We start from the raw sequence: 14383 nt of genomic DNA, 5'->3' as shown, positions 1-14383 counted from the left end.
TGACCGACCGATGAGCACCGTGCCCGAGGCGACCGTGGACGGCCTCGACGTGCACGCCTTCACGGTGCCCACGGACGGGCCGGACGGCGCCGAGGAGGACGGCACGCTGCGCTGGGACTCGACGACGATCGTCCTCGCCGTGGCGCGCGGGGGCGGCCGCGCCGGGATCGGCTACACCTACGGGGACGTGTCGCTCGCGGCGTTCGCGGAGTCCGCGCTCGCCCCGGCGGTGCTGGGCGGCGACGCGCTCGCGCCCGCCGCCGCGTGGCACCGGATGTTCGCGGCGATCCGCAACGCGGGACGTCCCGGCGCGGGCGCCATGGCGGTGTCCGCCGTGGACGTCGCGCTGTGGGACCTCAAGGCCCGGCTGCTCGGGCTGCCGCTGTTCCGGACGCTGCCGGCCTTCCACGACCGGGTGCCGGTCTACGGCAGCGGCGGCTTCACCAACTACCCGCTCGACCGGCTCGCGGGCCAGCTCGCCGGCTGGGTCGAGCAGGGCATCGGGCGGGTGAAGCTGAAGGTGTCGCGGTCCCCCGGGGACGACCCGAGGCGGCTGACCGCCGTCCGCGACGCGATCGGCGCGGGCCCGGAGCTGTTCGCCGACGCCAACGGCGCGCTGACCCGCAAGCAGGCGCTGTACTGGGCGCGGCGGCTGGCCGCGGAATGGGACGTGCGCTGGTTCGAGGAGCCGGTCGGCTCGGACGACGTCGAGGGGCTGCGCCTCGTCCGCGACCAGGGGCCGGGGCTGCTGGAAGTCGCGGCCGGGGAGTACGGGACCGTACTGGGAGATTTCACCGGACTGCTCCAGGCTGGCGCGGTGGACTGCCTCCAGGCCGACGTCACCCGCTGCGGCGGCGTCACCGGCCTGCTCCAGGTCGGCGGCCTGTCCGCCGCGCACCGCGTGGACCTGTCGGCGCACTGCGCCCCGGCCGTTTCCGCGCACGCGTTCTGCGCGGTGGAACGGCTCCGCCACCTGGAGTACTTCCACGACCACGTCCGCGTCGAGGACCTGCTCTTCGACGGGACGCTCGCCCCGCTGGGCGGCGCCCTGCGCCCCGACCCGGACCGTCCCGGCCTGGGCCTGGACGTCAAGTGGCCCGACGCCGAGCCCTACCGCGTCCACGGCGACCGCCCAGCCTGACACCCCACCCGACCCCTCCCGATCCCGCCGCCGCAGCACCAGGACGGCGCGGGATCAAGACGGCACGGGACCAGGACGGCGCGACACCAGGACGGCGCGGGACCAAGGCGGCACGGGACCAAGACGGCGCAGCACCAGGATGCCGCGGCACCAAGACGGCGCAGCACCAAGACGGCGCAGCACCAGGACGCCGCGGCACCAGGACGCCGCGGCACCAAGACGGTACGGCACCAGGACGGCGCGGCACCAAGACGGTACGGCACCAGGACGGCGCGCGTGCGCAACGGAGCGCCGGAACACTGGGGCACCCGGACCACAGGACGGCGCGGCGGCGTGTTCGGGAGGGCGCCGGAGCACCGGGACGCCGACACACAGGACGGCGCGGCAACAGGGCGCCGGGGCCATTGGACGCCGGGGCAGGGAAGCGCCGGGACGAGGAAACGTCCGGGGCGGCGGGTGGGTGGGGCGGCTCGGCGGTGGGGGTCGGGCGCTGCCGGGCCCGGGGCGCGGTGTTGGTCAGGTGGGCTCTGAGGGGTGGGAGGCCGCGGTCCTGGCGCGGCCGGCGGACTGGGAGATCTCCTGGTCGGCGACCGTCCGGTCCTGCCAGCCGCGCACGTCGCTGCTCTTCCCCGGTTCGAGGCTCTTGTAGATGTCGAAGAAGTGGCCGATCTCCGCGCGCACGTAGGCGGGCACGTCGTCCAGGTCGCGGACGGCCTCGTAGCGGGGGTCCCGGGCGGGGACGCCGAGGACCTTGGCGTCCGCGCCGCGCTCGTCGTGCATCCAGAAGACCCCGAGGGTGCGGATCGTGACCTGGCAGCCGGGGAACGTGGGCTCCTCCAGCAGGGCCATCGCGTCCAGCGGCTCGCCGTCCTCGGCGAGGGTGCCGGGGATGAAGCCGTAGTCGCACGGATACTGGGTCGAGGTGAACAGCATCCGGTCCAGCCGGATGCGGCCCAGTCCGTGGTCCATCTCGTACTTGTTGCGCGCCCCTCGCGGGATCTCGACCACCATCTCGATCTCCATCGGCACTCCTCCCCCTCACGGCCGGGCGCGGCCACCATGATGTGGCCGGCCCGTAATCACGGTCTCCCCCGCGGAACGGCGTTGAACATGCGTTCGCCCAGGTCTTCGCCGAATTCGATCGGCGGGGCCTGTGCCGTTCGGCCCGGCGACGCGCGGGCCCGCGGGGTCAGCCGCCGTGCGCGGGGGCGTGGACGGCGAGGATGGTCACGTCGTCCGACTGCTCGTATCCGGACAGCATCCGCAGGACGAGGTGGTCGACGAGCCGTTCGGGGTCGGCCGCCTCCTCGGGCGCGAGTTCGGCGGCGGCGGCGACCAGCTCGTCCAGGCCGGTGTCGACGCCGCGGCGGCGGTTCTCCACAAGGCCGTCGGAGTACAGCACGGCGGTGTCGCCGCGGTGGAGGGACACGGGCGCCTGCTGCCGGTGGCTCGGCCAGCCGAGCGGCGTCCCCGGCGGGATGTCGCTCAGCCGGGGCCGTCCGCTCGCGGGCAGCAGGAGCGGCGGCGGATGGCCCGCGCTGCTGTACATGCCCCGGCCCGTCGCGGGGTCGAGGACGAGGTAGGCGAGCGTGGTGAACTGCTCGAAGTCCTCGGTGGCGCTGAACATCCGGTCGAGCCCCGACAGCACGGCCGCGGGGCGCGGGTCGGTGAGCGCGAGCGCCCGCAGCGCGTTGCGGACGCGGCCCATGATCGCCGCGGCCAGCACGCCCTTGCCCATCACGTCGCCGACGACGATGGCCATCCGGTCGTCCGGCAGGGCGAACGTGTCGTACCAGTCGCCGCCGACCTGCACGTGCCGGGTCACCGGGTTGTAGCGGGCGGCGAGGCGCAGCGCCGCCGGCTGCGGGAGCTCGCTCGGCAGCAGACTGCGCTGGAGGTCCTCGGCCGCCTTGTGCTCCCGTTCGAACAGCAGCGCGCGTTCGGCCGCGAGGGCGCACTGGCCCGCGAGGGCCTCCAGGAACACCCGCTCCTCCTCGGTGATCTCCCTCGGCCGGGTGAACGAGAACCGCAGCGCGCCGATCGGCGCGCCCGCCGCCAGCAGCGGCAGGCCCACCCAGGCGCGTTCGGCGGAGTCGGGCGTCTCGCGTTCGTCGCGGCCGAGCTGGAGCCGCAGGCTCGCGGGGCTGTCGGCGAGGAACGGGCGGGCCTCGCGGACCGCGACGGAGATGACGGTCTGGTCGCCGACCGCGATGTCGCCCGGGCCCGCCTGCCGCGCGGTCAGCGCGGCGGCGCCCCCCGACGCCCCGCCCGCCGGGCCGGACTCCGGGCGACCAGCCGGAGCCACAGCTTGTCGTCGTCGAGCAGTGCGACCGCGCAGCGGTCGGCGCCGACGGCGGACTGGCCGACCTCGGTGATCACGTGCACGACCTGCGCGACGGTGAGCGCCTCGGCGAGCATCGAGGTGGCCTGCTGGAGGCGGGAGGTGCGCAGCGCCGCGGCCGAGAGCTGCTCGGTCAGCCGGCCGCGCATCTCCTCGGCCTCGCGCCGGGCGGTGACGTCGGTGTTGGCACCGACCCACTCGACGACCTCGCCCGCCTGCCAGATCGGGACGGCCCGCACCTCGAAGCGCCGCACGCCGCCCGAACGGATCCGCACCCGGCAGTCGGCGTCCAGGGCCGTACGGGTGCGGACGCTCTCCCGCCAGGCCGCCTCGACCCGGGGGCGGTCGTCGCCGTGCACGGCCGCGAGCCAGCCGTCCGCCGCGTACTCCTGGGGCGTCTGCCCGGTGAGGGCGCGCCACTGGGGCGCGTCGCCGCCGACCGCGCCGTCCGCGGTCATCACCCACACGATCGGCGAGGTGGTCTCGACGAGCGACCGGTAGCGCTCGGCCCGGCGCGCGAGGATCTCCTCGGCCGCGCGGTGCTCGGTCACGTCGACGGCGATGAGCGCGGCCCCGGCGGGCGCGCCGTCCGGGCCGTGCACGGGCAGGCACGAGCAGGCCCACGTGCGCGCCCTCCGCTCCCCCGCCGTCGCCCGGACGGGCACCTCCACCTCGGGCAGGGCCCGGCCGTCGTGCAGGGCCGTCAGCAGCGGCGCCTCTAGGGCGTTCGCGGCGCCGGCGTCGAGGACCTCGGCGAGCCGCCGCCCAACGACGGCGTTGTTCCCGCCGGTGCCCGCGCCGCCGCTCCCGCTCAGCATGGCGAGCAGGGTCAGGTTGGCCCGGCGGAACCGCAGCCCGCCGTCCAGGTAGGCGACGCCGAAGGGCGCCCGCGCGAGCAACGTCGTGAACAGGGCGGAATCGACCGCGTCCAGCTCCGCGGCGGGCGGGTTGGACGGGGAAGTGTTGACGCTCATCCTTGCTGCTCCTTGTGCACCCGGTTCCCGCTACGGCTCCGCACCCGTTCAGGGGGAACGCCCCTCCGGAGCACGCTCACCGCACGTACCCGGAGGCGGGACTCGCACACGGACCGGGAGCGGCGCCCGCGCGGCGACGCGGGAGCGCCGGGCCGCCGGGCGCGCCCGGCCGGGCCCTCGGCGCCGATCCCGTCGTCCACACGCGCCTCCCTGCCATCTCCTGACAGGGACCGTTGGCGGTACCTCCGCGGTTCGCCGGCGGGCCCCACCGCCGTCTGCCACGTCAACAGTAACCCCGCCGGGCCCGCGCCGTTCGTTAAGACACGGCGCCGGGCGGCGGGAACGGCGGGCCGGGCGGATGGAACGGCAGGCCGGGGGTGCGGGGCGGTCAGTTCAGGCTGAGGGTGCCGTCGTCCAGCAGGCGGCGCAGGTCCACCGAGGCGAGGTTGAGCGTGTCGGGGAGCGCCGCGCCCGGCGCGGCCGCGTTCCTCGCGGTCGCGCGGGGCTCGGCCGCGCCGGGGCGCGTGTCGCGCCGGGCGCGTTCCTGCGTGCGCTGGAGCATCCGCGCGACGCACCGGTGCAGTCGGTTGTTCCTCATGCCGTCCCGCCTTCCTCCCGGCCGTACGGGCGTCATCGCACCAGCTCGCGGGGTCCGCGCACCGGCTCGTGGATCTCGCTGAAGCCGCCGTCCGGGCTCATCACGACGCGTCCGGTCTCGCGGCCGTGCTCGGCCTCCCGCCGTTCCCGGTCCGCGAGGCCGAGGCAGATCCACCGGGTGACGGCGAACGCCAGCGGCGGCCCGGCGAACACGGCCACGCGGAAGAACCAGGTGACGCCGTACAGCGAGAGGTGGAAGTTGAACGCGATCTGGTCGTTGGCGGCCGCGGCCCACAGCAGGCCATAGAACGTGATCCCGGCAGCGCCCACGGCCGTGCGGTTCGCCGCGTCGCGCGGGCGGTCCAGGACGTGGTACAGGCCCCGGTCGCCGGTGATCCTGCGCTCGATCAGCGGGAAGGCCGCGAGGACGGTGAAGAACGCGCCGGGGACGAGGAGGGCGGGCACCAGCACCGCGAGCGTGAGGGGGTGGCCGGCCACGTCGAACTCCCAGCCCGGCATGATCCGCACCGCGCCGTCCAGGAAGCCCATGTACCAGCCGGGCACCGCCCCGGCGGTGGTGTTGCCCGGCTGGTACGGCCCGTACTGCCAGACCGGGTTGATCTGCGCGAACGCGCCGAACAGCGCCAGCACGCCGCACGTGGCCAGGAAGACGGCCGCCGCCGAGCCCGCCGCGGGCCCGATCCGGAACGGTCCGAGACGCGCCGCCCGCCCGGCGTCCGCGTCCGCCGCGCCGGGGAAGCGGGTGTGGCCGTGCCGCCGGAGGAGGCCGCGCCGCAGGACGAACAGGCCCACCACGGCGACCGGGATCACCAGCACGTGCAGCCAGTAGAAGCGGGTGACGATCTCGTCGCCGGGGATGTCGCCGCCGAACAGCCAGGACGTCAGGTCGGTCCCGACCACCGGGATCGACTGGGTCACGCCCTGGAGCAGCCCGAGGCTCCCGCCCGACAGCATGTCGTCCGGCAGGATCGTGCCGCTCCAGCCCGCCACCATGCCGAGCGGGAGCAGGCCCACCCAGACCAGCCAGTTGAGGCCGCGCGGCCGGCGGAACGCGCCGGTGAAGAACATCCGCAGCAGGTGCAGCGTGATCGCGGCGATGAAGATCAGCGCGGCCCAGTGGTGGACCTGCCGCATCAGCAGCCCGCCCCGGACGTCGAAGCTGATGTCGAGGGTGGAGGCGTACGCCTTGCTCACCGGGACGCCGCGCAGCGGCACGTACGACCCGTCATAGGGGACCCGCGTCATGTCGGGGTCGTAGAAGAAGGTCAGGAACGCGCCGGTGGCGACGAGCACAATGAACGAGTACAGCGCGACCTCGCCGAACAGGAACGACCAGTGGTCGGCCCGCGCGCGCCGCGCCCATCGCTGCCCCGCCGTGGCCGGCGGCCTCCTGCCGGGCGGTCCGACGGCCGCGCTCCGCGGGCCCCGGGCCGCGCCCCTCGGGCCCCGCGCCGTACCGCCTGGGGTTTTTGGTCCACGCATCGTTCGCATCCCCCTCGCCGTGTGCCGACATAAGGAAGACGCCTGCGCTCGGGCAGGTGTGACATGCAGGGGAACGAGATGTCGCTCGCTTCGACGGCCGCAGGACGATAAGCAGGGGAAATGGCGGGCGTGCGTGACACATCCCACGTCGGCGGCGCGTTGTGACAAAGCACACATGAGCGTGTCGGCGGGCGTCGCGTTGGCGGGGCGGCGACCGGACGTGCAGCGTCCCGACCGGAGGGTGAGGGGTTACGGCAATGGGTCAGCGAATTGACCGGGTTTTGAAGTTCGCCCATGTCCCTATTGCGCGGGCAACCAATTTCGCGGTGGGGGCCGCCGGTCGTTCGGTTTTCGGGCGAGGGGCCGTCCGAAAACTGTTGGCCGCGCCATTCGACATCGTGCCTGATCAGCACGGCGAGCAGCCGTTTTGGGGGCACCGACTGGTGGCCGGCGGTCAGGACGGCCCGTTCCGGCGGGAAATGCGGTCGCGTGCCGGCCGAATCAGTGCGGGCACGGATTCCTTCCCAACAGATCACCGGTTACGGGCCGCGGGCAACACCGGTGACCGTTTACGGCCAGCGGGCTGGCCGCCGGTTCGCTGATCATTATAGTTCGGGTGAAGCGCCGCAACCGATCGTGTCAAATCCCCCGCTCCCGATCGTCAAAGTGGCTCCAACGATGAACTCGATTCCAGTTCCGGAAGTGAATCGCTCCCTCCCGCCGCTCGCGGCGGCCGAACGGTCGTTCACGCCGCTGAGCCACCAGCAGGAATGGATGTGGTCCGCCGCCGCGCGCGGTGCCGTCCGGCCCACGCGTACGACGGTCCGGGTCGGCGGGCCGCTCGACGCCGCGGTCCTGCGCCGGGCCGTCACCGAGGTGGTCCGGCGCCACGAGGTGCTGCGCACGACGTGCCGCGAGGACGGCGGACGGGCCTACCAGGTGGTGCACCCGCCGGGGCCGGTCGACCTCACGGAGATCGACCTTGGCGGCGGCGGCGCGGCCCGTGCGGGTTGCGCGGACGGCCCGGTCCGTCCGGACGCCACGGTCCGTCCAGGTGGCGCGGAGCGGTCGGGTGGCGCGGAGCGTTCCGGCTGCGTGGCGCCGGGGCGGCCGTTCGACCTGGCGCGGCTGCCGCTGATGCGCTGGGCGCTGGTACGGCGGGGGCCGGACGAGCACGAGATCGTCGTCACCGGCCATCCGGCGGTCCACGACGGCTGGTCGACCGGCATCCTCCTGACCGAGCTCGCGGCGCTGTACGGCGCGTTCGCGCGGGGCGAGGGGCCGCCGCTGGACGAGCCGCCGCTCCAGTACGGCGACTACGCCGCGTGGCAGCGGGAGGCGGCGGGGTCGAAGGCGATGCGGGCCCAGCTCGCCTACTGGCGGCAACGCCTCGCCGATCCTCCGGCACCGCCGTACCTGCCGGTGCGCGACACGTGCCCGCCCGCCTGCGGCCCACGCCGGGAGACGATCCACGCCGTCCTGCCCGACGAGCTGCGCGCGGCGCTCTCGTGCGTGTGCCACCGGGAGGGGGCGGGCCCGTTCACGGTCGCGTTCGCCGCGTTCGCGGCGCTGCTGCACCGGTACGGCGGCGCGACGGACCTCTGCGCCGCCACGCGGTTCGCGGACCGCAGCGCCCCGGGGACCGAGCGCCTGCTCGGCGCGTTCGGCAACACGGTCGTGCTGCGCTGCGACCTCGGCGGCGACCCTCCGTTCCGGGAGCTGGTCCGGCGGGTGGACGCCGTCGTGCTCGGCGCGGAGGCCAACCGGGAGTTCCCGTTCCCCGAGCTGGCCAGGGTGGTGAACCCCCGCGAGCGCTCCCGCCCGCCGGCGCGGGTGGCGTTCAGCCGGAACGCGAGCCTGCCCTCGCGCGTCGACTTCGCCGGCAGGCCCGCGCGGGTCGCCGAACGCGCCGGGTCGGGCGCGCACGCGGACCTCGACGTGGTCCTGCGGGACGGGGGCGACGGGCTCTCCCTGCTCTGGGAGTACGACGTCGAGGCGTTCGACGCCGCCACCATGCGCCGGATGCTCGGCTGCTACCTCCGCCTGCTGGCGGGCGCGCTCGCCGATCCGGGCGTACGGCTGGCGGACCTGCCGCTGCTCGGCGCGGACCAGCGGCGGCGGATCCTCACGCGGTGGCGCGGCGACACGGCCGCTCCGCCGCCCGAACCTCTCGTGCACGACTCCGTGGAGCGCCGGGCGCGGGCCGTCCCGGACGCGGAGGCCGTCCGCGACGGGGACGGGGCGCTGACGTACGCGCAGCTCGACGGCCGGGCGGACGGGCTGGCCGCGTGCCTGCGGAACCTGGGGGCCGGGCCGGACCGGGTGGTCGGCGTGCTGCTGCCGCGCGGCGCGGCGCTGGTGGTGGCCGAACTCGGCGTGCTGAAGGCGGGCGCGGCGTACCTCCCGCTCGATCCGGACGATCCGCCCGCCCGGCTGACCCGGCTCTGCGCGGACGCGGGCTGCGGGCTCGTCGTGACGACGGCCGAACGCGTGCGCCGGGTCCCGGAGGCGGCGCGGCCCGTGCCTCTGGACCCGTTCGCCTCCGGCTCGTGCCCGACGGCCGCCACCGCGAGAACGGAGCGTGGCGGCGCGTGCTCGCGCAACCTGGCGTACGTGATGTTCACCTCCGGTTCCACGGGACGGCCCAAGGGCGTGATGGTCGAGCACGCGGCCCTGGCGAACTACACCGGCTGGTACAGGCGGGAGTACGGGCTGTCGCCCGGCGACCGGGTCGCCATGGCCAACGCGCCCGGCTTCGACGCCTCGGTCATGGACGTCTGGCCCGCGCTCACCGCCGGGGCGTGCGTGTGCGCCGCGGACGAGGAGACGCGCCTGTCCCGCGGCGGCTCCGGGACTGGCTGCTGGAGCACCGGATCGCGGTGGCGGCGCTGCCTCCGGCGCTCACCGCGCCGCTGCTCGACCTCCCCTGGCCGCGGGACGCGGCGCTGCGCTCGCTCCAGACCGGCGGCGAGGTCTTCCGGCGCCGCCCCGGCCCGTCCGTCCCGTTCACCGTGCGGCTCGCGTACGGCCCGACGGAGGACACGGTGATCGCGACGGCGGGCACCGTGCGGCCCCGCGGGCCGGGCGACCCCGGCGGGCCGGGCGAGCCGCCGCCCGACATCGGCAGGCCGGTGGCGTCCGCCGCCGTCTACATCCTCGACGAGCGGCTCCGGCCCGTCCCGCCGGGCGGCCGGGGCGAGCTGTACCTCGGCGGTCCCGGCGTGGCGCGCGGCTACCTGGGGCGGCCGGGCCTCACCGCCGAACGGTTCGTCCCGGACCCGTTCGGCGGGGAGCCGGGCGGGCGGCTCTACCGCACGGGCGACCTGGCCCGGTTCCTGCCGGACGGCCGGATCGCGTTCCTGGGCCGTACGGACGCGCAGATCAAGCTGCGCGGCAACCGGGTCGAGCCGGGCGAGATCGAGGCCGCGCTGGTCCGGCATCCGGCGGTCGGGCAGGCGCACGTCAGCGTCCGCGACGACGGGCCCGGCGGCGGGCGGCGGCTGGTCGCCCATCTGGCACCGGGCGCGGGCGCGGACGTCCCGTCGCCCACCGACCTGCGCCGGCACCTCGAACGGGAGCTGCCGAAGTTCATGGTCCCCGCCGCGTACGTGCGGGTGGACCGGATGCCGCTCAAGCCCAACGGCAAGATCGACGCCGGCGCGCTGCCGCCGCCCGCCGAGCCGTCCGAGCGGGCCACGCGCGAGCCCCCGGCGACGGACACCGAACGCGTCGTCGCGGGGATCTGGGCGGAGGTGCTGGACCTGCCGGACGTGGGCGTGCGCGACAACTTCTTCGACCTCGGCGGGCACTCCATGCTCGTCCACCGGGTGCGCGACCGGCTCGCGGAGGCGCTCGGGCACGCCCCTCCGCTCCTCGACCTCTTCCGGCACCCGACCGTCCGTTCGCTGGCGGGGCGCATCGACGGCGGCGAGCGCGCGGGCGACGCGTTCCGGCCGGACATGCCGGCGGCCGGGGACCGGCGCGCCGGACGCGCCCGGCTGGGAGCGGTGCGGGCGCGGCGGAACCGGCCGGACGGGCGAGACGGAACGGAGGGCACGCGGTGAGCGGCAGGCGCGGACGCGTCCGGAGGGGGAACGGCAGGAGGCCGTCCCGGACGAGGAGGATCCGCACGGCGGACCTGGCGGGCACGACGGCCCTGGTGACAGGGGCGTCGCGGGGCATCGGGCGGGCCATCGCCGAACGGCTGGCGGCGGACGGCGCCCGCGTCGCCGTCCACTACCGCAGCAGCGAGACGGCGGCCAAGGACACGGTCGCGGCGATCGAACGGGGCGGCGGCCTGGCGTTCGCGGTCCGCGCCGACCTCGGCGGCGACGACGGCCTCGACTCCCTCTTCGCGCAGATCGAGGAACGCGTGGACGCGCTCGACATCGTCGTCAACAACGCCGCCATGCTCAGCGCCGGACGGGAGGACATCGGCCCGGAGGAGTTCGACCGGGTCTTCGCCGTCAACGTCCGGGCGCCGTTCTTCATCGTGCAGCGGGCGCTGGCGCTGATGCCGGACGGAGGGCGCGTCGTCAACATCTCGTCGGGCTCCACGCGGATGGCGCTGGGCGACTTCGCGTACGCCATGTCCAAGGGCGCGATCGACGTCATGGGACGCGTCCTCGCCAACACCGTGGGCGAGCGCGGCATCACCGTCAACACCGTCGCGCCTGGCCTCACCGAGACCGGGATGACGAGCTGGCTGGACGACGGCGCCGCCGAGGCGGTCGGCCGGTTCACCGCGCTCGGCCGGATCGGGCGCGCCGCCGACATCGCCGACGTCGTCGCGTTCCTCGCCTCCGACGACGCGCGCTGGATCACCGGGCAGGTCATCGACGTCAACGGCGGCCTGTGGCTCGGCCTGAAGGGCCCCGGCAACCGCTGGCTCTCCCTCAGGCGCTGACCGGTCCGGGCCCGCGCGGGACGGACGGCGCCCCGGCTCGGCCATGATGGAGGCCGATGATCGTCCCCCCTCGTACGGGAGCAGCCTCATGTCCAACGACGCGCGGCCGGAGATCGACACGAGCGTGCCGCATTCCGCCCGGATCTGGGATTACTGGCTCGGCGGCAAGGAGAACTACCCGGTGGACCGCGAGGCCGGCGACGCGGTCCTGCGCGTGCTCCCCGGCATCGCGGTGTCGGCGAAGCAGGACCGCGCGTTCCTCGGCCGCGCGGTCCGGCACGTGCTCGCCGACGGGATCACGCAGTTCCTCGACCTCGGCACGGGACTGCCGACCGTCGACAACACCCACGAGGTCGCGCAGCGGGTGGACCCCTCCGCGCGCATCGTCTACGTCGACAACGACCCCCTCGTGCTCCTGCACGCCCAGGCGCTGCTGCGCGGCACGCCGGAAGGCGCGTGCGACTACGTCGAGGCCGACATCCGCGACACCGCGGCGGTGCTGGCCGAGGCGTCCCGGACGCTGGACTTCGAGCGCCCGATCGCGCTGATGCTCCTCGGCGTCCTCAACCACATCCTGGACGACGGCGAGGCCGCGCTGATCGTCTCCCGGATCGTGGAACGGCTCGCCCCGGGCAGCCGCCTGGTCATCTCGCACACCTGCGACGCCACCACCGACCAGCTCGACGGCGAGGCCATGCGCCGGGCCGTGCGGACCGTGATGGAACGCGGCGGCACCCCGATCTGCGCCCGTTCGCCCGAACGGATCGAGGCGCTGTTCGCCGGGACGCGGCTGGTGGACCCCGGCGTGGTGTCCTGCTCGCTCTGGCGTCCCGACCCGTCCCCCTGGCCGGAGCCGGAGGTCCCCCACTACGCCGGCGTGGCGATCGTCCCGGCCGCCTGACCCGCGAGCGGCGCGCCGTCCGGCGCGGCGGTGTCAGGCGCCGGTCGTGGACCCGGGGCGGACGATCATCAGGATGGTCACGACCGCCCAGAGCAGGTTGAACACGCCGGTCATCATCGCCAGCCGGGCGGTGGCGCTCCGCTCGACCGGCTCGCCGGCCCCGCCGAGCCCGGCGAGGATCGCGCTCTGGCGCGGCAGGACGAGCAGCGCGAGGACGCCCGCCGCCGCGGCGGTGAGCAGGATCGACGCGACCAGCCACGCGTCGCCGAGGACGCCGAGGCTGCTCGCGGTGGCGAACCCGAACGCCGGGACGGCCAGCCCGAACACCGCGTACACGACGCAGACGCGGTGCAGGAGCCGGACGGACGCCAGGGACGCGGCGTCCGGCCCGTCCGCCATCGCGCGGCGCGCCGCCGCGGGGAACATGCTGGCCGCCACGGTCACCGGCCCGATCGCGATGATGGCCGCCAGCACGTGCAGGACGAGAAAGAACTTCGTCATCGCTCAAACCCCACCCTCAAAACGACCGCCCCGCGCAGACGGCACGGCTCATGCGAGGGGACGGCTCGTGCGGGCGCCACGGCTCGCGCAGGCGCCATGGCTCGTGCGGGGGGTACGGCTCGTGCGGGGGATACGGCTCGCACGGGAGGCACGGCACGCGCAGGCGCCACGGCACGCGCGGAAGGCACGGCACGCGCAGGCGCCACGGCACGCGCGGAAGGCAGGGCTCGTGCGGGGGTACGGCTCTTGCGGGAGGCAAGGGTGCTGCGGGCATGGGGTGCTCCTTTTCTACGTTTGGTCGCGGGCCGGTTTCGGGCGCGCGGCCTCACCGCACGCCGGAACGCGGCGCGCCTGGGGCAGGGGGTCCGAAAAGGCTAGGGCGGGCGTTCGGGCGTTCCCCAGGGGCGGAAACGACAATTTCCAACGGATTCCGGCCAACGGTGCCACGCGGCCGGAACGCGAGGGCCTGATGGCCTGGCCAGCATGTCCGGCGATGGCGGTTTCCTGGCTACTGTGGCGTTATGCACACGGTGGCGGTTCTGGCCCTCGACCAGGTGGTCGCGGCCGACCTGGCGACTCCGATCGAGGTCTTCGGCCGGGTCCGGCTGCCGGACGGCCGCCGGCCGTACCGGGTGCGGGTGTGCGCGGCGGCGCCGCGGGTGGAGAGCGAGGCGTTCGCCCTGACCGCGCCGTACGGTCTGGAGGCCCTGCGCGAGGCCGACACGGTCATCGTGCCCGGCTGCTCGGAGCGGGCCGCGCCTCCCGGGCCGGACGTGCTCGGCGCGCTGCGCGAGGCGGCGGAGGCGGGCACCCGGATCGCGTCCATCTGCGTGGGCGCGTTCACCCTGGCGGCGGCCGGGCTGCTGGACGGGCTGAGCGCGACCACGCACTGGATCGCCGCCGCCCGGCTGGCGGAGCTGTTCCCGCGGGTGGACGTCCGGCCGGACGTGCTGTACGTCGACAACGGCCGGATCCTCACCTCGGCGGGGGCGTCCGCCGGGCTGGACCTGTGCCTGCACATGGTCCGGCGCGACCTCGGGTCGGCGGTGGCGGCGGACGCGGCGCGGCTGTCGGTGGTGCCGCTGGAACGGGAGGGCGGGCAGGCGCAGTTCATCGTGCACACCCGGCCGCCGGTCCCGCGGGGGTCGCTGCTGGAACCCGTCCTCGCGTGGATCGAGGACAACCTCGGCGGCGACCTCACCCTGGCGGCGATGGCCGCGCGCAGCGGCCTGAGCGAGCGGACGTTCAGCCGCCGGTTCCGGGAGCAGACCGGCAGCACGCCGTTGCAGTGGCTGCTGCGCGCCCGGGTGCGGCGGGCGCAGTTCCTGCTGGAGACCACCGACCACGGGGTGGAGCGCATCGCGGCGCAGGCCGGGTTCGGGTCGCCGACCGCGTTCCGCGAACGGTTCAAGCGCGTGGTCGGCGTCACGCCGCAGTCCTACCGCGCGTCGTTCCGCGGCGCCCCGGCGGCACCGCCCGAGCACTCCGCCGCGAACGCCTGAGCGGCAAACCGGTGGCG

The 14383-nt window shown here is 75.3% G+C and carries 11 protein-coding genes and 1 pseudogene; 6 read left to right on the top strand and 6 right to left on the bottom strand.

The genetic code is table 11. From position 1 onward, the window contains the following. Positions 1 to 10: 10 nt before the first annotated feature. Positions 11 to 1141, top strand: a complete 1131-nt coding sequence (locus GEV43_RS38535; protein WP_160825600.1) for an enolase C-terminal domain-like protein — start codon at positions 11 to 13, stop codon at positions 1139 to 1141. Positions 1142 to 1657: 516 nt separating this feature from the next. Here GEV43_RS38535 and GEV43_RS38530 read toward each other — a convergent pair. The 5 genes from GEV43_RS38530 to GEV43_RS38515 form a co-directional block, all read right to left on the bottom strand. Further along, complete coding sequence (locus GEV43_RS38530; protein ID WP_160825599.1) at positions 1658 to 2164, bottom strand: inorganic diphosphatase; 507 nt, start codon at positions 2162 to 2164, stop codon at positions 1658 to 1660. 166 nt (positions 2165 to 2330) lie between these two features. Further along, positions 2331 to 3446, bottom strand: coding sequence for a SpoIIE family protein phosphatase (locus GEV43_RS52270; RefSeq protein WP_309240161.1), 1116 nt, complete (start codon positions 3444 to 3446; stop codon positions 2331 to 2333). Then, entirely contained in the window at positions 3380 to 4456 is a 1077-nt protein-coding gene (locus tag GEV43_RS52265) for a PAS domain-containing protein (RefSeq protein ID WP_241684199.1), read from the bottom strand. The genes GEV43_RS52270 and GEV43_RS52265 overlap by 67 nt, the downstream gene beginning before the upstream one ends. A 388-nt stretch (positions 4457 to 4844) precedes the next feature. Continuing rightward, positions 4845 to 5054, bottom strand: coding sequence for a hypothetical protein (locus GEV43_RS38520; protein WP_160825598.1), 210 nt, complete (start codon positions 5052 to 5054; stop codon positions 4845 to 4847). A gap of 32 nt (positions 5055 to 5086) precedes the next feature. Next, positions 5087 to 6556 (bottom strand): cytochrome b N-terminal domain-containing protein, encoded by a 1470-nt coding sequence (locus GEV43_RS38515; protein ID WP_160825597.1) that lies wholly within the window; start codon positions 6554 to 6556, stop codon positions 5087 to 5089. A 294-nt stretch (positions 6557 to 6850) separates the two neighbouring features. On the opposite strand from GEV43_RS38515, the pseudogene GEV43_RS52260 reads away from it, so the two are divergent. The 4 genes and pseudogenes from GEV43_RS52260 to GEV43_RS38495 all read left to right on the top strand — a co-directional run. After that, positions 6851 to 10191: pseudogene (locus GEV43_RS52260) on the top strand (amino acid adenylation domain-containing protein); the annotation flags it as partial. Further along, a complete protein-coding gene (locus tag GEV43_RS56695; protein ID WP_375539140.1) occupies positions 10180 to 10620 on the top strand; it encodes a phosphopantetheine-binding protein in 441 nt (146 codons plus the stop codon). The pseudogene GEV43_RS52260 and the gene GEV43_RS56695, both read left to right, overlap by 12 nt. A gap of 95 nt (positions 10621 to 10715) precedes the next feature. Continuing rightward, entirely contained in the window at positions 10716 to 11462 is a 747-nt protein-coding gene (locus GEV43_RS38500) for an SDR family oxidoreductase (protein ID WP_160825594.1), read from the top strand. A gap of 88 nt (positions 11463 to 11550) precedes the next feature. Further along, the gene (locus tag GEV43_RS38495) at positions 11551 to 12363 is read left to right on the top strand and encodes an SAM-dependent methyltransferase (RefSeq protein ID WP_160825593.1); all 813 of its coding nucleotides are present in this window, start codon (positions 11551 to 11553) and stop codon (positions 12361 to 12363) included. 33 nt (positions 12364 to 12396) lie between these two features. Here GEV43_RS38495 and GEV43_RS38490 read toward each other — a convergent pair whose 3' ends face one another. After that, the gene (locus tag GEV43_RS38490) at positions 12397 to 12864 is read right to left on the bottom strand and encodes a hypothetical protein (protein ID WP_160825592.1); all 468 of its coding nucleotides are present in this window, start codon (positions 12862 to 12864) and stop codon (positions 12397 to 12399) included. Positions 12865 to 13385: 521 nt separating this feature from the next. On the opposite strand from GEV43_RS38490, the gene GEV43_RS38485 reads away from it, so the two are divergent. Beyond that, a complete protein-coding gene (locus GEV43_RS38485) occupies positions 13386 to 14366 on the top strand; it encodes a GlxA family transcriptional regulator (protein WP_160825591.1) in 981 nt (326 codons plus the stop codon). Positions 14367 to 14383: the final 17 nt, after the last annotated feature.

It is taken from the genome of Actinomadura sp. J1-007, assembly GCF_009793335.1.
In the GTDB taxonomy this organism is placed as follows: domain Bacteria; phylum Actinomycetota; class Actinomycetes; order Streptosporangiales; family Streptosporangiaceae; genus Spirillospora; species Spirillospora yumaensis.
The sequence above is the reverse complement of the archived record's forward strand: the minus strand, read 5'-3'. Positions and strand labels throughout refer to the sequence as shown.

Excerpts from the sequence above, each read along its gene's own strand:
- GEV43_RS38535 (WP_160825600.1), top strand. The coding sequence starts at position 11 with ATGAGCACCGTGCCCGAGGCGACCGTGGACGGCCTCGACGTGCACGCC.
- GEV43_RS38530 (WP_160825599.1), bottom strand. The coding sequence starts at position 2,164 with ATGGAGATCGAGATGGTGGTCGAGATCCCGCGAGGGGCGCGCAACAAG.
- GEV43_RS52265 (WP_241684199.1), bottom strand. The coding sequence starts at position 4,456 with ATGAGCGTCAACACTTCCCCGTCCAACCCGCCCGCCGCGGAGCTGGAC.
- GEV43_RS38520 (WP_160825598.1), bottom strand. The coding sequence starts at position 5,054 with ATGAGGAACAACCGACTGCACCGGTGCGTCGCGCGGATGCTCCAGCGC.
- GEV43_RS38515 (WP_160825597.1), bottom strand. The coding sequence starts at position 6,556 with ATGCGTGGACCAAAAACCCCAGGCGGTACGGCGCGGGGCCCGAGGGGC.
- GEV43_RS56695 (WP_375539140.1), top strand. The coding sequence starts at position 10,180 with ATGCCGCTCAAGCCCAACGGCAAGATCGACGCCGGCGCGCTGCCGCCG.
- GEV43_RS38495 (WP_160825593.1), top strand. The coding sequence starts at position 11,551 with ATGTCCAACGACGCGCGGCCGGAGATCGACACGAGCGTGCCGCATTCC.
- GEV43_RS38490 (WP_160825592.1), bottom strand. The coding sequence starts at position 12,864 with ATGACGAAGTTCTTTCTCGTCCTGCACGTGCTGGCGGCCATCATCGCG.
- GEV43_RS38485 (WP_160825591.1), top strand. The coding sequence starts at position 13,386 with ATGCACACGGTGGCGGTTCTGGCCCTCGACCAGGTGGTCGCGGCCGAC.